Here is a 20084-nt window from a genome sequence, read left to right as displayed (position 1 = left end):
TTTTATCATATGTAATGTTATTTTTATCCAAAAAAGATAAAAAATTTCTTACTATTTTACAATGCTTATAAATCTTTGGATTAAAGTATTTTGTAGCCAAGGCTAATATGTATTTTTTGTCTCGTTCTATTATTTTTGTGCTATTTGAAATATTATTTTTTCTAGAGTATATAGTTATAAACATTTTCAAGTCTGTTAAAAAATAATTATTTTTAAAAATCTCATCGAGTCTTTCAAATATAGTTTTTCTAAAATTAATCAAAGCTTGTGTTAGAACAAGAGCATAGTTGTATAAACTTAATGTTCTACCATGATATCTAGTATCTTGAAAGTCAGTACCTAGCATCTCACTAGCAATCCTAAGAAATAGTCTTTTTAAGAGCAAATTATCGCTATTTTTTGATAGTTCCCAAAGCTTATCCATAACTATCTTTTCTTTTTTGTATCCATATCTATAGCTATTAAGCTCATATCCAAAATCTTTTACCAAAGTATAAATAACTTCATGTATTTTATTTGACTTTTTATTTAGATACATCACTATTAATTCTATTGTGATCTTTAGGTTGCTTTCATCATTACTTCTGGATAATAAAGAAAGTATATTTAGTACCAGGTCTGATCTATTATCGTTATCTTTAAAAATATCAATACTATTTACATCTATATGCTCTTGTTCTAAATCTTGTATCTCTTCATGTAGTTTTTCTAGTATTTCTGATTCTTTTAGATACCAAAAAATTTCTACAAACTCTATTATTGGATTGTTATCATGCCCTACCAATAATGATTTATCTGAGCATTCTATCCATAATCTATCTACTGGGTCTTTTAGCTCTTTTAAGATTAAATTGATATCAAAAACCGGTACTATTTGATTTAAAACATCTCTTATTTTGCCTGAATGGTTTGGGAAAAAATTTACTATAAAACTATTTATTTTTAGGCTTTTATCCACAAATACAGTCTTACAAAAAAGATAGGATGCTAGTATCTGATCTGATACTTTAATGACACTATTTTCATACATATCAAATATCTCATATCTATGAAGCTTTTCTATTTTATCCCAAATAGCAACAATATCAACCTCAAAGGCTTGTTTTATAACTTCTACTTGTTTATCGTTTTGCCTGTCAATCGCTCTAAAAAATGCTGCTATCGCAACTATTTTTCCAATGTCAATATCACCAAAAATATTTATATCATTGTCGGCACTTTTAAAATACTCTTTGTATAAATCATACGTATTATTTACGGCATCAAAAGATCCATTTTCAGCTATTTTACAAGCCATGAAAGCCATTCTGGGATTATTTTGTGAAATCTCTAAAATTTTTTCCTTATATGCAGGATCTATATTTTTAAAATTTCTAGAAATGATTTCACTTACTGAGATATTGTCCATAGATTGTATTTCAATAACTGAGCAATTAATATTGCTTGGAACTTTTTCTATAATATCCTTAGCATAGTCTCTAACTGTAGCAACTATCTTAATTTGAGAATTTGTAATTTTTTTGTTAAAAGAGTTAAACAAATATCCAAGTGCTTTATGAATCCTGTTGACATCATCAATAAAAATTAAGAATTTCTCATCTTCAACTTTAAAATACGCCATCAAATCATCGTAAATATTGACACCTCTATTAAAAATGGCCTTAAATTTATACCCATTTTCCTTAGCAAATTTAGGTGCAACCTCTATTGCTAATCTTGTTTTTCCAACTCCGGCTTTTCCTGTTATAAACGTTATTTGGTTATCTTTTAAAGCAAGTTCTATGCTAGCCACTTCTTTTTCTCTACAACACAGCACCGTGTTTAGTGGCGTAGCATAGCCGCCGCTTTCATACTCCGCAACAAAATCGCTCTCGTCTAATATCTGCACGGTATCTACGCTTACACCAAGAAAGTCATATGCTATTTTAGAATAGTTTGCATACAAGTCATTTGCTAGACTTGACATTCCTATAAAGCACAAATCAATATCTTTTGAACGACAATACTCTTTTAAACTTTCTATCTCATTAGGTTTAATATCGCAATTACACGCTAGAATAACTTTCTTTATTTTAGAGATACCAATACCGGTTTTTGCTTCATTAAAACATTTTCTTAAATCTTTTGAAAATTTAGATACTATATCTGATTTTTGCGTTGTACATTCTACAAAGACATAATTCCCATCTTCTAGAGCTACAAAACTATCTGGAGTCCCTGAAATAGGTTTATCTTCGCCTATTTTTGTACCGTTTGAATGAATCATAAAAGAAAACTTCTTGGATAGATATGTATTTATCAATTTGTGAAATTTTGAAGCATCTATTTGAGACAACTCTTGTTCTATTTGGTTTATCTTACTCATACATAAGTCCCTAATACAAAAACCCAAACAGCCAAAGTGGAATTTTATTTCCAACCCCTACTTCAATATCATCTGCCGCTATAAATGAATTTGGCATATCTTTTATCTGCTCAAAGCTCTTTTTGGCTCCACCTATTTCAAAGATAAATTTATTACCAACCATGAAGTCGCCACCTTTACCAGAGTAAATTTCAGTAATATTTCCAAGCTGATTGGCAAAGAATGTTTCTCTTACATTTCCTATATCAGGGCTATTTATATACATTAAATTTGTATTTTCAAGGTAAATTTTGTCTGCCTTATCCATATTTTTTATTGCAAGCTCGCTTTTCATTAAAAGCCTTATAAGCCCGGCACTATCAAGCATAGCAAGATACTCTTTTAGCGTCCTATCATCCCTTATATCAACAAGTGATTTTAGGTTTGAGTAGTTTGGCTGGTATGGGACGTTTGTGCTTATAGCATGAGTTAAGATCTTTAGCTTTCTTGCTGTGTTGCCGTTTAAATTTGGATATATACTTAAAAGATCGCTATCTATCGTAGCTTCTATGCTTTGCCTTAGGGTCTGATAAAAGGCAGTATCATTTGGCATATCGTTATAGTACGGGTAGTAACCCGCCTTTAGATACTCTCTAAAAAGCTTAATGACGGCTAGCTCTTTTTGTTTTAAGGCGTTAATGATGTCAATAGCTATCTCCTGATGATTTGTAAGTAAATTTGTAAGCTCAATAGCTTCTAAATTTATACCATACCTTAGCCCTAGATACTCCCTAAAACTCATTCCACTCATTTTATATACTATTGCTCTTCTGCTTAGATCATGAGAGCTTTTTAGTACTTCAAGAGCAGACGAGCCTGTAGCTACTATGTTTAGATCTTTAAAATTATCATAGGCAAATTTTAATATGGCTGATATATCTTTGCTTTTATGAATTTCATCTAGGTATAAATGCTTTCCACCATTTAATACAAACTCTCTTATAATCGAGGTTATATCGTTTGATATCTCTATATCATCTAGGCTTAGGTAAAGACTATTTTTGTTTTTACTAGCTAGCTGAGCTAACGTAGTTGTTTTACCTATTCCTCTTTGTCCCAGGATAACGATAAGTCTATGAGATAAATCCTTGGAGTCTATAAAATATCTTTTAAATTTATGATTGTTTAACCTTATAAGGTCGTTGCTCTTTAAAAAAAGTTGATCTAACATGACTTATTCCTAAATTATGTAATACAATACAATTATATCACAAAAATATGTGTAATAAAATACAGATAAGATTATTTTTTAAGTAAAAGCACATTTTATTGCAAATGACTATATACATTTTTATGAAAGAAAACAACCTTACTAATAGTGCTATTGGGTTCTTTTTGAAATTTAATTTCCTTAATATTAAAGCATTACTTTTAACACCCCACCTTTTTCTCATTGATAAAAATTTATCTCTTTAACTAGATCCTTTAGAATTTAGGGAGTTACCAGTTTTTGTAGGTTTTTAAAAACTTCGCGAGCCCATTTGTAAAAGCCTATATGTGAAAAAATATCATCCTCTAGTTCATACACTCGTCCAAATATCTAGACGCTTTTGTTCTTTTGCATAAGCTTAAATATAGCAGCTGCGCCAGCTATGCCGTTTTCAGGCCTACCACACATCATGCGGTATATCCATCTTGTGCATACAAAGCATTGATTTGTCGAGGCGTTTAGCAAGTGACCTAGCATGTCCTTTGCTTGCTTCTCTTTACCTACCTCAAATAACTCTTTTATCTGTTTGATCTTTTTCATCACCACTCCTTTTTTGGATGAATTTTAAAGTAAGAAATGGACAAATTTTATTCCTATTTTGCTGGTATAATCTCACAAAAAAGGACTTTGAAATAAAGATCTTTTTGACGATATACAGAAATAAAACAAATTTTAAAGGTATAGACAATGGCACTATCTAAATCCCTCTACATCCGCGGCCTTCAGTGTGAAAAGAGCTTGTGGCTAAAAAAGAAAAAGCCTGAGGTTTTGCAAGCACCGGATGAGAACGTGCAGGCGGTATTTGATACCGGTACATCGGTAGGCGAACTAGCCTGTGAGCTTTTTAGTGGCGGCGAGAGGATAGAGTATACCGGCGACTTTGGCTCGCAGATAGCAAAAACGAAAGAGCTTATCGAGCATGGCACAAAGGTCATCTACGAGGCCACTTTTTGCTTTGACGGCATCCTTGTGATGGTTGATATCCTTCGTATCGACAAGGACGGGCTTATCATCAACGAAGTAAAAAGCTCAACTTTGGTAAAAGACGTCTATATCGATGATGCGAGCATCCAGTACTACGTCATTAGCTCGCTTGGCTATAAGGTGGGCGCCGTAAATATCATCCACATAGATAACAGCTACGTAAGAGGCGAGAAGCTCGAGCTTGAGAAGTTTTTTCATATCGAAGACGTAACCGAGCAAGTAAAGCAAAAACAAGCGGACGTCCCTCAAATTTTAAGTAAATTTGATGAAATTCTTAGCAAAAACATTGAGCCAGAGGTAGATATCGGCCCTCACTGCTCAAATCCTTACGCTTGCGACGCTTGGGAGTACTGTTGGCACGAGCAGCGAAGCATACCGGAGTATAGCATTTTTGACATATCTCGGCTAAGAAGCGATAAGAAATTCGAGCTTTATAAAAGTGGCGTGGTTAAATTTGAAGATATCAAAGAGCTAGATAAATTTAACGCCTCCCAGCAGATCCAAATCCGCTCTGAGCTCTCTGGGGAGCAGATCATAGACAAAGAGGCTGTTAAAGAATTCCTAAACACGCTTAGCTATCCGCTCTACCACCTTGACTTTGAGACATTTCAGCAGGCGGTGCCTGAGTTTATAGGGCTTAGTCCGTATGAGCAGATACCTTTTCAGTTTTCTATCCACAAAGATGACGGTAAGGGAAATTTAGAGCATTTTGAGTTTTTGGCTGAGGCTGGAGCCGATCCTAGATACGAGCTGGCGCTAAATTTGATCAAATTTATCCCGCAGGATGCCTGCGTGCTGGCTTATAACATGAGCTTTGAAAAAGGAGTGATAAGACGTCTTGCCACAAACTATCCTCAAATTTCAAACGAGCTTATGGCTATCCACGACAATATAAAAGATCTGATGACGCCATTTGCTAGCAAAAGCTACTACCATCCAAAGATGCAAGGAAGCTACTCTATAAAGCATGTCTTGCCAGCGCTTGTGCCTGAATTTGAATCAGCGTATAAGGATTTAAATTTGATCCATCACGGAGGCGAAGCTATGCAGGCATATGCTGCTATGGCCAGTATGAACGAAATGCAGCGCGATGCATATAAACAGGCACTTTTAGCATACTGCAAACTAGATACATTAGCGATGGTTAAGGTTTTAGAAAAACTGCGCGAAGTGGTAAAATAGATAAAAAAGTGTCTGCTTTGCTGGTTATAATGCTTTAAAAATTTAAATGAGGAAGTATGGATATAGAAAAATTTGAATCTATGCTAAAGCAAATCAAAATCCTAAATGACAAGCTAGAGATCAAGAAACTACGCGGTAATAACGATTATAATTTGTTTTTAGCACTTCTTGATATAAACGACGAGGTGCGACTACACTCACGCTTTATTTACTCGCTACTTGATCCAAATTCGTCACATTATCAAAAAGAGTTATTTTTAGAGCTTTTTATAAAAGCATGCGGGCTAGAGGATTTTGGACTAGATCTGCAAAACGCAAAAAGTCTATAAAGAATACGAAAATATAGATATCTATATAACTGACGGCGCGAAGCATATTATTTTAGAAAATAAAATAAATGCCGGCGATCAAGAGGCTCAGATCAAAAGATACATAAAAACCGTCCAAAAAGAAAACGACGGCGAAACTGAAATTTGCGTACTATTTTTATCGCCGCAGGGGCGCGAGCCTAGCGACTATAGTTTAAGTGGGCTAAAAATCGAAGGCGACAAAATTTTAGAAAAAAACGGTGATGAAGTAGCTAAATTTAAGGCGATTTCATACGACAAAGAGATAATGGCGTGGCTTGGCTTATGCCTTGATGAGGCTGGAAATTTGGCAAATTTAGCCGCCGTGATATCGCAATACAAAAACGTAATTGAAAAAATTTACGGAAAATATAAAGGAGTACAGATGGACGAAAGAAAAATAATCGAAATAATACTTAAAAACTATGACGTAGTTGATGAAATAAGAAATAAATACTTTGATATGGCCAATGCAAATAGACTTAATGAATTTATGTCAAATGTAAAAACTGAGCTTGAAAAAAGATTATCACAAGAATGGTGCGTAGAAATAGAAGAGGCTGATCCCAGTAGATATTTTACGCCTATATATATTTTTAAAAGAAGTTGGGATAATGGCTATTTATTGGCATTAGTTTTAGAATTTGATAGTAAAAATTTTTTATATCCATATATCGGACTTGCTTATGATACAGATAGAATAAATAAGGCATACGTTGATAGTATACAAGTTAAAATTTCTAGCGAATGGAATATAGGTACAAGATTTGCGAGATGGAAGTGGCTAAAAAAAGATCAGTTTTTGAGAGAGATAATTTTTTATAAATATAGCGAAGATGAGCTAGCGAACGAACTAATAAAAATGAAAGATGAGCTAGAGCCATTGGCTGATGAAATCATTAAGTTGGCTATGGTATAGGTCAAACAGTTATTTTTGGATAGATGGGTCGCCTCAATCGCTAATGCCAATTTAAAGAGTTGGCGATTGATTGACCGATCTTAACTTTATCTATTTCTAAACTATGACAAAAGCTATTATATAGATATTTATAGACAAATTTTGTCCATATTTTTATTTATAATAAAAATATAGGAGCAAAAATGACCGAGCAAGAACTTTGGCAAGAGTATGACGAGTTTTCCTTTTTGGCGCAGGCTAAATCAAGCTATGATTACGTAAATAATGCTAATTTTATGAAATATAGCAACACAAAGGCGTCAAAAGATTTTTACAGGCAAGCCGTTAAGGCATTAAGTAGCCCTTATGATGTCGTTATTGAAGCTAAATTTATACTGCAAAATCTAAAAAACGATTTTGGCTGTGACGCCGAATTTATAAAAGAGATATGCTCTCAAATCTTAAATACAGAAATGACGCCATACGAGTATCAAGAGGTGGCTAAAATTATAGAGAGTTATAGCTCTATCACTTGATAAAATGGCTCTTTTGCACCGCTACTTGCTAAGTTGTAAATTTTAACTCCGTTTAAAATGTCTATGTGAGATTTTGGCTCATGGATATGCCCACAAAGGATGATCTTTGCTTTTAAAAGATTATTTTTAATAAGCCTTGCAAGCTCTATATCTCCGTGATCCTTGTCATTTTTGCTAATGCTTGTGCTTGTCTTTGCTGGGGGAACGTGGGTCAGTAAGATATCACACTCCGCAAATTCAAGCAGATCATCACATAAGTAAGGCACGCAGCCAAATTTAACACCATTGATAGTTTTTATGGTGCCATCAGGGTATATGTCATTTATAGAATTTAGCCAAGATGCTGGTGCATCGTGGTTGCCAGAGCAAACAAACACTAATTTTTTAAAGCTTTTTAGCCACAAGGTAGTTTGTTCTTTTTCTTGCGTATTATCTTTGTTTAGAAAATCTCCACTAAAACAAAAAATATCAAATTCATCTTGATGTGCCAAAATATAGTCAAAATAGCTAGTATTAAAGTGCAGATCGCTAGCGTGAAAAAGTTTTAGATTATTCATTTATACCGGTTGCCAATATTCTAAATCTAACTGTATCCATATCTAGATTGTTATCTGTGCTAGTCATAAATATAAAATCTAGCTCAAGCTCAAAAAGTTTACTAGTAATTTCTTCAATGCTGGCAAATGATAAGTTCTCATTCATCTCAATATGCATAAATATTGCGTTAGCTTTTGAAATCACGCTTTTTAATCTTTTATTTATTGTGTTGCTAAGTTTAGATATTTTAAAAGTCCCGACAAAGCCATCTATCTTACCATCATAAGACATTATTTTCATTATATCGTGCAAGTCTATAATAACGCCCATCGTTGCTCCTTTAAAAATTTTAGATATTTTAGCCTAGAATTTGGACGTATCTTGTCTTGTTAAATATCTATTTCCTTAAAATAACTTCCTACTTCATCTCTTATTTTATTAGCTAGCTCTTTTGGCTCAAGCACCTTGATAAATGGCAGGTAGTAGTATATGAGCGGTTTTATCTCCATTATGTGCGTAAATTCTATCTCGATCTCGACTGAGCCGTCGCTATCTTGACCGGTTATGCGCTGCTTTGCGTGTGGCTTTCGCTCGAAGTATTTTGCCACTTCTGGCGCTAGTAGTAGCCTTGCTGTTTTTGGAGCTTCTAAGTTTGCCCATGCCGAGTTCATCGCTTTTATACGCTCATCTAGCTCACTACTTAGTTCAAATTTCTCCCCGCTATGCTTTATATCTTTTATACTCTTTAGGTGAAATTTCTTAAATTTATTGCCCTTTTTGCTATCAAGTAATAGCAGATACCAAAAACCCTCAAAAAGTGCCAGCTTTAAAGGCTTTACAAGAAACTCAAAGCCGTTATACGTGCATGTTATCTCCGCTTTTTCTCTTATAGCATCCTCAAGCGTTTGAAAATTTGCAAGATCCTCTTCGCTTAGCTTTTCGTTGTTTATATTTGTAAGTATAGGGTGGTTTAGCTGCTGAGAAATTTGCTCTAAAAGCACGTGAGCCTTGCTGTAAAAATTTGAGCCCATGTTTTTTGCCACGTTATCAAGGATATTTAGCACAACTCTATCATCGCCGTCTAGTCCGTCGTTCGCGTCCTCGTCGTTTAGACTCCAGTAGTGCCCCTTTTTGACGGCACCATACTCTCTTAATGTGTCGTAAAGGTCGCGCTGGATGGTCTTTGAGGTCACTCCAAGCATGGCTGTTAGCTCTTTTATCGTGTGCGGTCTCTCTCTTAGCTTTAAGGCTATTAAATTTATGCGTTCAAATTTGCTGTTTTCTTGTTTGGTTATGATGGGTTTCATTGGGTCTCCTAGTTTGGGGATTATATCCAAATTAGGACTAGAGGATGTCTTTTCTAGCATAATATCTGCCTAAGTCCATCTAGTGCGCCACATTTTAGACTTATGCCGATATACTCCGAGATGTAGTTATCTCGTGGGTTTATGCGGATAAGAGTTGCTTTTTTGGAGCGTTTGACAAATTTCTCACCAAAATTTCTAATTGTTGGCACCGCAAGCCCAGCGCCCAGCTCTATTACTACAAAGCGGCTATCTTTGTTTTGCTCCAGCCACGTTTCATATCTTCTATACTGCTCGTTTATGCGTCTTGTATTTACCATCCAGTCGTAAAACATCACGATATTTGGGCGGCTCACGCAGCCACACTCTGGGCAAATTGGCATATCTAAGGCTATAAATTTCTCTTCATCTACTCTTATATCGCTACAAGTCTGCCATATAGCACCATCACGCTTGTGGATGCACTGAGAGTAGTGGATAGAGCCGTGGCACTCGTAAATTTTCTCCTCGCTAAAGCCGGCTTTTTGAAAGTGTCCATCGACGTTTGAGGTATAGACAAAGTAGTTTTCGTTTTTGCTTTTTACAAGATCTAAAAGCAGCCTAAAGCCCTCGTGAGGCTCTGTGTTTTTGTATAAATTTAGCCTGTGTCCGTAAAATGCCCAAGCTAGCCTTGGATCATCAAAAAACCACTGCGGATTTGCCATATCTTCAAAGCTCAAATTTTTATCCCTTAAAAGTGGATAGGCTTTCCAAAAACCTAGATCTCCTCTAAAATCAGGCAATCCACTATCCACACCCATGCCAGCACCTGCTGTGATGATGACCGCATCGGCCTCTGCGATGATCTTTTTGATCTTATCTATCTTCTCTTGCATTTTGATCCTTTTAAATAAATTTGGGTAATTGTAATGAGTCAATCAGACATTTTTGTGTCCGTTGTTTTTAATATATTTACTTTATAAAAAGTGATATAATCGATTATTTTTTTAAAAGGAGACGCAATGAAGGCAAATGAAGGTAATTTTGGATTTATGGAACAAGAAAATAACATAGAAATTCCATTTTTCCAACGTCCTTATGTTTGGAGCAAGCCGCAGTGGGAACAGCTTTTTGAAGATCTTTTTTATAGCTTCAAAGAAAGAAGACCTCACTTTTTAGGTTCAATCATACTGAAGCAATTATCAAGCTCTATGGGAGATGGAAGTCGTAGAAGCCTGATAGATGGACAGCAAAGACTGACTACCTTTTCTATATTAGTTAAATCCATATATGATATGCTGGATGAAGTTAGAATGAATGATTATGCAGGATACTTATATGCAAAGCCAAGAAGTGAAAAAAATCCAAAAATTAAGCACTCACATATAAATAGAGCTTCTTTTGAGTCTATTATAAAAGCAAAAAACTATTTGGAATTTTGTGAAGTAAAAAATGATGACAAACTGATTTCATGCTATAAATATTTTTCTGAAAGATTAAAAAATAGTAATTTAGAAAGCAGTGATATTGTTCGTTTCTTGGACTATATATTAGAGATGAAGTTATGGGTCGTTATAAATTTAGATGAAAATGAAGACGAACAAAAAATATTTGACTCTATAAACTCGGCAGGTTTAGTTTTATCGTCAATGGATATTATCAAAAACGCAATATTTGATAGACTTATAAAATCTGGAAATATGGGTGATGAAAAAGCAAAGGAAATATACGATAAGTGCTGGAAAAGTATATTTGAAGGTTCAAATGAACGTTTAAAATTTTGGGAAGAAAAAGCTTCAAGAAGATATAGAAGCGAGATTTTACTTTATGCTTATGCTCTCATAAAAGGCTTTTTTAATATAGAAAAGCATACACAAGATGGACTTAGTATGCTATATAAAGAGTATATAAAAGATAAAAGCCAAGACGAGGTTTTGGGTATTATAAAAGAGATAAACTGGTATGCAAATCTTTTTTATGAACTTCCTTGGGCGGATAAGGGCGAAACCTTTAAATTTAGCGATAACGAAAAAAGATTGCTTCATATAATGAGTATATCGGAATATAATATTTTTATACCTCTCGTGTTAAAGCTACGTAGTTTAGAGCTTGATAAAAAAGAGCTTGACGAGTGCTATGCAATACTTGAAAATTTTATAATCAGACACTGGATGTGCGGGAAAGTAACAAATAGCATAAATAAAGTTATCGGTAGGAATATTAAAAATATCAAAGGTCAAGTTGATATGCAAAAATTTATCGCTAACTTTGAAATAACCAACGATGATGAGATAAAGGAAGCATTGTTGGATATAGACAATAAACGTGCCAGCTTAGTGCTATTTTGGATGGAGTTGTATAATTGTAGAAGCGAAAAAAATGATATTAGCGAGTTGCAATATACCTATACGTTAGAACATCTTATGCCGCAAACTTGGCAAGAAAACTGGTCAAATATTGGTAAAAATGAGGAAACAGCGAATGAACTAATATATCAAATAGGAAATATGGCACTTCTAAAAAGCAAGTTAAATACTGCTATACAAAACAACAACTGGGATAAAAAAAGAGAAGAGATACAAAAACATGCAATGCTTAAAATAACGCAAGAAGTTATAAAAAATAGAGTTTGGAATAAAAGTAAAATAGAAGAACGCTCAGAAAAAATATTTAATGATTTTCTTGAAATTTGGCAAAATCCAACTATAAATTAACTCTCTAAACTAGAATGGACATTTTTTATCCATTCTAGTTGCTATAATTTCACATATCGCAAAAAATGTATCGGCGATAAAAATCAAAAAAGTATAATCAATGATCTACGAGCAACTTAAAATTCTCACACAAAACAGCGACAAAAAGGCGCTCTCAAAAGTACTTGGCTACGTAAGAGAGCAAAATTTCACAAGAGCACTTGCAAATTTAGAGGCGGCAAAGAGCCTGGACGAGTTCATCACAAAGGGGCACTTTGACTGGGCACACAGCTCAGAAACGCTCATCCTAGCACTTAGTAAGCACTTTGCTCTTAACATAGACGCAGAGCTTGGCGAGGTGCAAAAACTCTATAACGAGCGAGTGAAATTTAGAGGCTCATATATCTACATAGATACGGATTTTAAGCGCAAGGGTGAGCCTATATTTGCTCTTGCTATGGCGCAGCATTTAAGATATATCAGCCTAACGCCGTTTTTAGATGAGCTTTGTTTTAAAGCATTGCACGAGCAGCTAAAAGTCATCTCAAAGATCACTAAAAGCTACTATCAAAAAACGCAAACTCTGCCTATTTTTGGAGCTATAACTGGCTTTAAGCTCTATTTTCTAGGCAAAGATTATTCACTTGATACAAACGGAAATTTTACAGATAAAGAGATCGCCGAACAGGTGGCGGTGATTAAATTTTAAAGGATAAAAATGGGACAATTTACAAAGGAGCAAAGGCGAAAGCTAAATAGTATAAACGAAAGGCTCTATGACCTTGAGCGCCGTGTCGTGCCACGTGCAAAGCAGATAGACCTCTGCGCAAAAGATATAAAAGAGGCATATGATCATTTTTGTGAGCTACTACTCTCTTTTTATTCAAAAGATAAACTTCTTATGCGATATGGGCAGTTTATGAATCACATAGATGACTACTTTTATACGGAAAATCAAAACGAATTTAGAAACTGGCCCACGCATGAGATGTTTGGTGAGTGGCACTGCTGGTTTTACCACTGCTTATATGACCATACGGATCTTAGCTGGGATGAAATTTTGACTATTGATAAGATGGAGGGCAAGCTTCGCTTATGGTATGACTATACGCCTATAGATCTTTGCCTAAAAAAGCTAGAGTGTAGCAAGAGAGAAGAGTATATCTCTGATGCCAACAAAGATCAGTGGGAGCAGATAGAGAAGATAAATAAAGCGCTAGCTAGCTATCAAGATATCCTAATAAGAGATGCGAAAATGCTTGAAAATAGGCTAAAAGCAAGGGTTGAGGGTGGGTTTATCGAGGATTATGCTATGGAATTTCATTTGGTCTTTCGCTTGCGTGAAGACGATCTAGATTATGATGAAAATGACGATAATTTCTTAGCTATCATAAATGAGCCTATCGTCCCTGGCGAAATGAGCAAGCAAAAGAGCCGATGGATGCAAAACTGCAATGAATATTTTGGTAGCTCTGTATATTTTGACAAGAAGGCATATTTTTGCTATCTATTTGCAGCTTTTATAAACAACACACATATCAATAAGATAAAAGATATACTGCGCATAGGCTCTATTGATATGGCGCTTTGCTGGGATGAATACTATGAAATTTAAAGCAATATAAAAAACATTAAATTTTTAATTCAAATTTTCAAATATAGACATTTCTTGTCCATTTTGCTTGTTATAATTTCACATGTCACAAAGATATCTTGACAAAAAATAATTAAAACAAAGGAGAAAAAATGTCAAAGAAAAAAGTTGTTAAAAGTGCTCCTGTAATTGAGCAGTTTGTAGATTTAGCTAGCACACAAAGAGAACTAGCAGATGAATTAGGAGCTAAGTTTTTAGAGTTTTGCAATTCATACCTAAATGAAAAATGTGTTATTGCCAAAAGTGAATTTACTTACCAAGAACCTTTTTTGCCAGCAAGCCTAACTATCGAAGCCTACACTAAAAAACCGACTGCTAGCACAACAATGGTAGATGCGTATATTGGTAATGTGCATTTTAGGTTAAATTATGATTATTCATATGAAGAGTATGATGATGACCATTTTAAAGATGAGTTAGTTAAGTTCTTAAATAAATAACACTTTATAATAAAAATGAACCTACAATAGAATATTGTGCTAGTCTAGTGCAAAAGCTCTGGAGCTGCCATATAATGGTGATACGCAGGAGTAAATAAAGAGCGTTTCAAAACGCTCTTTATAAATTCACCTTTCACAACAAATTTCTCAAATTTTTATAATTATGGACATAAAAATGTCTTTTATGCCGAGTAAAATAGCTTCAAACAAAAGCAAAAGGAGTTTGTCGTGGAAAAAGAGATTTTTTACGTAGATAGCGATATATATGAGCTTACAACACTTTGGACACTTCGTACTATTTTTAATCTTGGAGGAGAAAGAGAGTTACTAAGAAGCGGATGTGACGATGTTTTAGATTTTTTGGGTATCGAGTCAAAAGAGCCTAAAGAAGAAGACATCAAAGCTCTCAAAAATAGACTTGAGCTCCTTGAAAAAAGCAAAATTGCATGCGGACTAAAAGATCTTGAACACAATCTAAATTTACTTCAAAAAAATTTAGGTCTAAATAGTACCGAGAGAGATATTTTGAGATTTGTTGCGATCATGTACAACTACGAAGTGATATCTAATGCTTGCAGTTTACTAGGAGATCTAAACAACATACAAGCCACAAAAGCCATCTCAAAGATACTAAATTTACGTTTCGGCGATGTTCAAAAAGCCTTTAGAAAAGATGGAATCTTTGCTAAGACTTCGATTGTAAAACTAGAAAATAATGTGCATAACCTAAAATATAAAATCGATGTCATAAACAATAACTTTATGTGTGATTTGTTTGTTAAATGTGAAAGCATGGACGAGATATTTGAAAGTGCGATAAAGCCGTGCAGTAAGACAAATTTGACAACAAAAAACTATCCTCATATAAAAGAAGATATGAAAATTTTGCTCTCGTTTCTAAAAAATGCCGTTAGCAAAAAGCAAAAAGGAGTAAATGTGCTTCTATATGGCTCAGCAGGAACTGGTAAAACTGAGCTTAGTAAAGTGATAGCCAGTGAGCTAAATTTAAAGCTTTATGAAGTAGCTTATGATGACGAATACGGATATGCGACTGAGGATCGAAGGCTAAGGTCATATTGCCTTGCACAAAATGTATTATCTGCTGGATCAAATTTGCTCATGTATGACGAAGCAGAGGATATATTTAACACAAACAATGACGAAAAAAGACAGTATGGTAAAGCTTTTATCAACAGATCTCTTGAGACTAACGAAGTGCCAACTATCTGGATAACAAACAATATTCTTGACATGGATGAAGCTGTGGTTAGAAGGTTTAATCTTGCCATAGAGATAGGCATACCTACTGAAGATGTAAGAGCAAAGATCATAAAAAAATATAGTGAAAATTTGATAGATAGTAAGCTCGTAAAAAAGCTAGCTAAAAATCAGTTTGTAGCCCCAGCAGTCGTTAGTAACGCTAGCTTAGTCGTTTTAAATTTAAACACAAAAGATAAAAATAAAGCCTTTGAGCGAGTGATAAGCAACACTTTAAAAGCACAAGGCTACGATGAGATAGAAAAAGATGAAAAGCCAAGTGCTGATCTGCCAAGCAGCTATGATCCAAATTTCGTAAACTCAGACTGCGATCTAAACGAGCTAATACAAGGCATAAAAGAAAGCAAAAGTGCAAGGATATGCCTTTATGGCGTGCCTGGAACTGGCAAAAGCGCTTATACTAAATTTATCGCTAAAAGCCTTAAAAAGCCGATCATCATCAAAAAAGGAAGTGATCTTTTGTCTATGTTTGTAGGAGGAACTGAGAAAAATATAGCACTAGCTTTCAAGGAAGCCAAAGATAAAAAGGCCGTGCTAGTCTTTGATGAAGTTGATAGTTTTTTACAAGATAGAAGCATGGCCGCAAGAAGCTGGGAAGTAACTCAAGTAAATGAGATGCTAGTGCAGATGGAGAGCTTTGATGGTATCTTTATCGCTACAACGAATTTGATCAATAATCTAGATAAAGCCTGTCTTAGAAGATTTGATCTAAAGCTTGAGTTTGGATATTTATTGCCAGAGCAAGCGCAAAATTTATTTAAAAAAGAGTGTGCGCTATTAAAAGTAAAATTTGATGAAAATGCAAGTAAAAAGGTCTCAAGCCTTGGCTTGCTAGCGCCTGGAGACTTTGCTAGTGTGAGAAGACAAACTAAATTTAGACCTATAAAAAATGGCGACGACTTTTGCCATAGACTTGAGCTAGAAGTCGCACTAAAAAATGAAGAAAAGAGTGCGAAGATAGGGTTTTAGGGATTATCCCTAACGAGGTGTTTTTGTCTGACTTGTCAGACAAAAAGTATCCTCGCCCAGACGAAATAGAAGATAACTTTTTTGATAGAGGATATCATATGTATGCGAATAGTGAGCTGGTTATGGATTGTGTTTTTCGTTGTTTATTGATCCATTTAAGATAAATCAAAGAACATATAGCGAAATATTAAAAATCCATAAAATTAAGCATAATTTTATAATCTTAAATGGCCTTAAATTTATAAATCAATTTTTGCTCTTTATACTACAGTACTATCATTTTAAATAGTTTACTACACTCACTCTTTCCCTCCTTGATTAAATTTGACCTCTTCAACTAGATCCTTTAGAATTTTAGGAGTTACTGGCTCTCCATAAGTATTCATAGTGATCTTGTATTGTTGTTCATGTCCTACAAGAGCAGCTATATGCTCAACTCTTTGACCACTTTGGATGAGCTTGTTTATAAAAGTGTGCCTAAATGAGTGAAATGTCCTTGTCTTATCATCATCTTTTATAACTTTAGTATTGATCTTTTTTCTAAAATATTCAGAGAAGTCTTTATTATCACAGCTAAATAACCTAACTGCTTTGCCGCATTTCCTAGCTAGCTTCTTTTTACTCTCTATAAATTCAAATAGCCCAATGCTATTTAGCTTAGAGTGGATAGGCACTATCCTTGCAGAGTTTCTGGTCTTTAAAGTCTTGCTCTTACCTGTTTTTACATCTATTTTTGTATTTAAACTAAAGCATACTATGTTATATTTTTCGACTATGTCATCTGTGTTTAGCTGAATTATCTCATTTAGTCTCATGCCAGAATAAGCTGCTATATGAGTAACGAAAAATAGCTCATCTTTGCTAATTCTTTGACTTTTAGTATCACCATTTGATCTAATCTTACTAACAAGATCCAAAAGTGCATTTACGTCACTATCTTCATAAGGGTTTTTATTTGTAACATCATCTTGGTTTAAATTTATTTGTAGATCCACAGCAGGGTTCTTATCTATATATTCGCTATCGTAGCAGTATTTAAAAAACTCACTAACTCTAACAATATACTTCTTGATGGTTGATTTAGAAATTTTTGGTCTATCTTTTGCTAAAGCTATGATCTCATCTATGCTCTTATCTTTATAGAGACTATTTTGAGAGAGTTTGGTTGGTAGTTGTAGTAAGATATTTCTAAAATTTAGCAAGTCATCTCTTTTTATCTTTTTGATATCTAGCTCATCGCCAAATTTCATAGACATTAGCCGTCCTACATGTCTAACAAGGCCAAATGTGCTATCACTCCAGTTGTTTGAAATACTCGTGTTTGATACATAGTTTTCAAATGCGCTCTTTAGCGTGAGCATGTCAGCTTTGCTTTCGTTTTTAGCAGTTGAGCCTAGCTGTGATATAAAGCTTTTAGCTCTATTTGAGAAGAGCTTTTGAAAGAAATTTATAGCTTCATTGAAAGTCATGCCACTAGCATCACTTCTATCATTCAAAGCAAGATCTTTAGCCTCAATGTCACTTAAAACTATACCTTTATCTTCATATTTATCTGCCTTATATAGCTTTACCTGACCACCAAAGGTAGGATCATTTAAATTTCCATATCCAAATTTTAGATCATCGCTTAGTTCATTGTCTCCATTTGGCAATAACTCACAATCAAATATTCTTAGGATATCGTTTTGTGTGAGTGCGCCTTTTTGCTTGGCTAGCTCATTTATAGAATTTCTTAGCTCACTAATAGAGTGCTTTAATGACTTTTTAGTAAAAGGTAGCACCAAATCCTGCTTTTTTAAAGTCTCTATGTCATCTTGATAGCTATCTATGTTAGCCTCTTTAACGCCTTTTACTATCTCGTCTTTAGTATTATCATCTAAATTTACACTCTTGTGCTTTTTACCAAGTGGTACAAATGTCTGTTGTTTATCATTTAGTAGCTTTTGGTTTTTGCACATCTTATATGATATGTGGTTTATGTTATCTATCGTTGCCTCAAGCACTCTTTTACCAAGAAACTTTTTGGTTTGAGGATCGGCGCAAGATAGCTTTTTGCAGATCTCATCGACCTCTTTTGATATTACACTGGGCAAGCTATCTTCTTTTAAACTCTGTTTTAAAAACAAATTTAGTGATAGTAGTCCATCTAAATTTATATATCTGCCAAGCATATCATGCTCTTTGATACTTTTGGCCTCCTTGGCTTTTAAAAGCATAAGCACCAAGTGCTCTATAAGTTCGCTGCTCAAATTCATCTTCCATGCCTTTTTGATCGCGTTAAAAATTATAGAGTAGATCTTAGCACGATTTTTTGCTGTATCAAAGGGTTTTGTGAGGAAGGAGGTTATGTATTCGGTTTTATTACCAAAATAAGGCCTCAGATATAGTGGGATAGCTACTCTAAAGCAGTATATGCCATTTCGTTTGACTAGATATTGCATCTTTGTTACCTATGCAATATAACTTTGTAGCAAAATGTAGCAGATATCTAGTGTGAAACTAGCTGTGTGCCGTCTTTTTGGTGCTTACACAAGGTTTATTTTTAAACCCTCATAAGCCGGAGGTCGGGAGTTCAAGTCTCCCCCGTGACACCATAGATGTCCTACTTATCGATACTTTAACTGCCCTTTTTGCAGTTTCCCTTTCTTTAAAATTTCCTTTAAGAGTGGAACGCTTAGTTACTAAAGTGGAATAGCCTCTTAAAAATTCCAACGATTATAAAGCCATCACCATTTTAATACCATAAAAATAAATTTGTTTTAAATTCTTGTTTCTATCTTTTATTTTAGGTTACCTTTAAAATACCCCAAGGAATATCCAGCTACTGCCATTAAGCTTCAGTAAGCTTAACAGTAAAGATGAAGAGCTTCATAGTAGAGCCTTTGTAAAGAATTTTCTTAAAGGCTTTCAAGAAAGCTTTGAGAAAGACTATACCGCACAGCCTTACGTACAAAAAATGAAAGAGGATATAATGACGAAGAAATAAAAGGTTATACGAGTTTGCAAACCGGCGCTAGTTATATAAATTTCAAAAACATAACCGATATGAAAGATCTAGTAAAAACCATAACTCATGAAAACCAAAGATCGATGGATATACAAGATCATAGGGATATAAATAAGAATAGAGACGATGATACCAAATACGCATCAAATTTCTCAAACTTTGAGAGAAGTAAAGCATTCGATTGGGACAATATCAAAATAATGGAGAGATTTCTTAAATACAAAATCAATAAATAGGGAAGATAAATTATTAAATAATATGATAGAAAATGGTGGAAATATTTTTAGACATACAATTTTTCAAGGAGCAAATTATGAACTTCACAATACGATAAAAGACAATACTGTCGGCGGTAGTGGTAATGAATGATTTTTTTAATGCTTTCTGGCGAGAATTTCAATATAAAATCGTAGATTTAGCCAATCATCACCCATTAGTTGCTTGGATTATCTTATATTTTTTGGGTTTGTTTGTACTATATTTTTGTTTTAAGTTTATTCGCCATTGTTATATAATCTATAATAAATCTAAAAATATTAAAAATAGGTATATCATTTTTTATTCCTAATTGTTATTGTTTTTTAAATTCACAATCTACAAATCAAATGGATATTTAGTTTATTTTTGCATCTTTTCGTGGATTTCTACTATTGGCGTGATTT

Annotated in this window: 16 protein-coding genes and 2 pseudogenes; 10 read left to right on the top strand and 8 right to left on the bottom strand. The window is 34.2% G+C overall.

Annotated elements, in window-relative coordinates:
- From F3G69_RS06545 to F3G69_RS06535, 3 genes and pseudogenes are all read right to left on the bottom strand, one after another.
- Positions 1-2365 (bottom strand): annotated as a pseudogene (locus tag F3G69_RS06545) (PhoH family protein); the annotation flags it as partial.
- Positions 2366-2375: 10 nt separating this feature from the next.
- Positions 2376-3575 (bottom strand): ATP-binding protein, encoded by a 1200-nt coding sequence (locus F3G69_RS06540; RefSeq protein WP_149714753.1) that lies wholly within the window; start codon positions 3573-3575, stop codon positions 2376-2378.
- Between the two features lie 369 nt (positions 3576-3944).
- Positions 3945-4154 carry a hypothetical protein gene (locus tag F3G69_RS06535; protein ID WP_149714752.1) on the bottom strand — a complete coding sequence of 70 codons (210 nt, stop codon included), beginning with the start codon at positions 4152-4154 and terminating at the stop codon, positions 3945-3947.
- A gap of 147 nt (positions 4155-4301) precedes the next feature.
- Between F3G69_RS06535 and F3G69_RS06530 the strand changes: the two genes are divergently transcribed.
- From F3G69_RS06530 to F3G69_RS06515, 5 genes and pseudogenes are all read left to right on the top strand, one after another.
- On the top strand, positions 4302-5780 hold the full coding sequence (locus F3G69_RS06530; protein WP_149714751.1) for a DUF2779 domain-containing protein: 1479 nt from the start codon (positions 4302-4304) through the stop codon (positions 5778-5780).
- 56 nt (positions 5781-5836) lie between these two features.
- Positions 5837-6109 carry a PD-(D/E)XK nuclease family protein gene (locus F3G69_RS09555; protein ID WP_149714750.1) on the top strand — a complete coding sequence of 91 codons (273 nt, stop codon included), beginning with the start codon at positions 5837-5839 and terminating at the stop codon, positions 6107-6109.
- Positions 6084-6413 (top strand): annotated as a pseudogene (locus F3G69_RS09635) (PD-(D/E)XK nuclease family protein); the annotation flags it as partial. The gene F3G69_RS09555 and the pseudogene F3G69_RS09635, both read left to right, overlap by 26 nt.
- 21 nt (positions 6414-6434) lie before the next feature.
- Positions 6435-7046: a hypothetical protein gene (locus F3G69_RS09600; protein WP_316342147.1), complete on the top strand. Its 612-nt coding sequence runs from the start codon at positions 6435-6437 to the stop codon at positions 7044-7046.
- 182 nt (positions 7047-7228) lie between these two features.
- Positions 7229-7561 carry a hypothetical protein gene (locus F3G69_RS06515; protein WP_149714749.1) on the top strand — a complete coding sequence of 111 codons (333 nt, stop codon included), beginning with the start codon at positions 7229-7231 and terminating at the stop codon, positions 7559-7561.
- On the opposite strand, the gene F3G69_RS06510 is transcribed toward F3G69_RS06515, so the two are convergent.
- The 4 genes from F3G69_RS06510 to F3G69_RS06495 are packed head-to-tail and all read right to left on the bottom strand — an operon-like array spanning position 7543 to position 10277.
- Complete coding sequence (locus tag F3G69_RS06510; RefSeq protein WP_149714748.1) at positions 7543-8118, bottom strand: metallophosphoesterase family protein; 576 nt, start codon at positions 8116-8118, stop codon at positions 7543-7545. The genes F3G69_RS06515 and F3G69_RS06510 overlap by 19 nt on opposite strands.
- Positions 8111-8428 carry a hypothetical protein gene (locus F3G69_RS06505; RefSeq protein WP_149714747.1) on the bottom strand — a complete coding sequence of 106 codons (318 nt, stop codon included), beginning with the start codon at positions 8426-8428 and terminating at the stop codon, positions 8111-8113. Before F3G69_RS06505 ends, F3G69_RS06510 begins: the two co-directional genes overlap by 8 nt.
- A gap of 59 nt (positions 8429-8487) precedes the next feature.
- The gene (locus F3G69_RS06500) at positions 8488-9405 is read right to left on the bottom strand and encodes a helix-turn-helix transcriptional regulator (RefSeq protein WP_149714746.1); all 918 of its coding nucleotides are present in this window, start codon (positions 9403-9405) and stop codon (positions 8488-8490) included.
- A 53-nt stretch (positions 9406-9458) separates the two neighbouring features.
- Positions 9459-10277 carry an SIR2 family NAD-dependent protein deacylase gene (locus F3G69_RS06495; protein ID WP_149714745.1) on the bottom strand — a complete coding sequence of 273 codons (819 nt, stop codon included), beginning with the start codon at positions 10275-10277 and terminating at the stop codon, positions 9459-9461.
- A gap of 126 nt (positions 10278-10403) precedes the next feature.
- Here F3G69_RS06495 and F3G69_RS06490 point away from each other — a divergent pair, with 126 nt between their 5' ends.
- The 5 genes from F3G69_RS06490 to F3G69_RS06470 all read left to right on the top strand — a co-directional run bounded on the left by F3G69_RS06490 (position 10404) and on the right by F3G69_RS06470 (position 16415).
- Positions 10404-12095, top strand: a complete 1692-nt coding sequence (locus F3G69_RS06490; RefSeq protein WP_149714744.1) for a DUF262 domain-containing protein — start codon at positions 10404-10406, stop codon at positions 12093-12095.
- Between the two features lie 100 nt (positions 12096-12195).
- Positions 12196-12783, top strand: coding sequence for a hypothetical protein (locus tag F3G69_RS06485; protein ID WP_149714743.1), 588 nt, complete (start codon positions 12196-12198; stop codon positions 12781-12783).
- 9 nt (positions 12784-12792) lie between these two features.
- On the top strand, positions 12793-13689 hold the full coding sequence (locus F3G69_RS06480) for a hypothetical protein (RefSeq protein ID WP_149714742.1): 897 nt from the start codon (positions 12793-12795) through the stop codon (positions 13687-13689).
- Positions 13690-13820: 131 nt separating this feature from the next.
- Complete coding sequence (locus F3G69_RS06475) at positions 13821-14168, top strand: hypothetical protein (RefSeq protein ID WP_149714741.1); 348 nt, start codon at positions 13821-13823, stop codon at positions 14166-14168.
- 228 nt (positions 14169-14396) lie between these two features.
- Entirely contained in the window at positions 14397-16415 is a 2019-nt protein-coding gene (locus F3G69_RS06470; protein ID WP_149714740.1) for an ATP-binding protein, read from the top strand.
- Positions 16416-16714: 299 nt separating this feature from the next.
- Here the strand turns inward: F3G69_RS06470 and F3G69_RS06465 are convergent, their stop codons facing one another.
- Positions 16715-18856, bottom strand: a complete 2142-nt coding sequence (locus F3G69_RS06465) for a tyrosine-type recombinase/integrase (protein WP_149714739.1) — start codon at positions 18854-18856, stop codon at positions 16715-16717.
- Positions 18857-20084: the final 1228 nt, after the last annotated feature.

The organism is Campylobacter concisus, from assembly GCF_902460625.1.
GTDB lineage: Bacteria > Campylobacterota > Campylobacteria > Campylobacterales > Campylobacteraceae > Campylobacter_A > Campylobacter_A concisus_AD.
The sequence above is the reverse complement of the archived record's forward strand: the minus strand, read 5'-3'. Positions and strand labels throughout refer to the sequence as shown.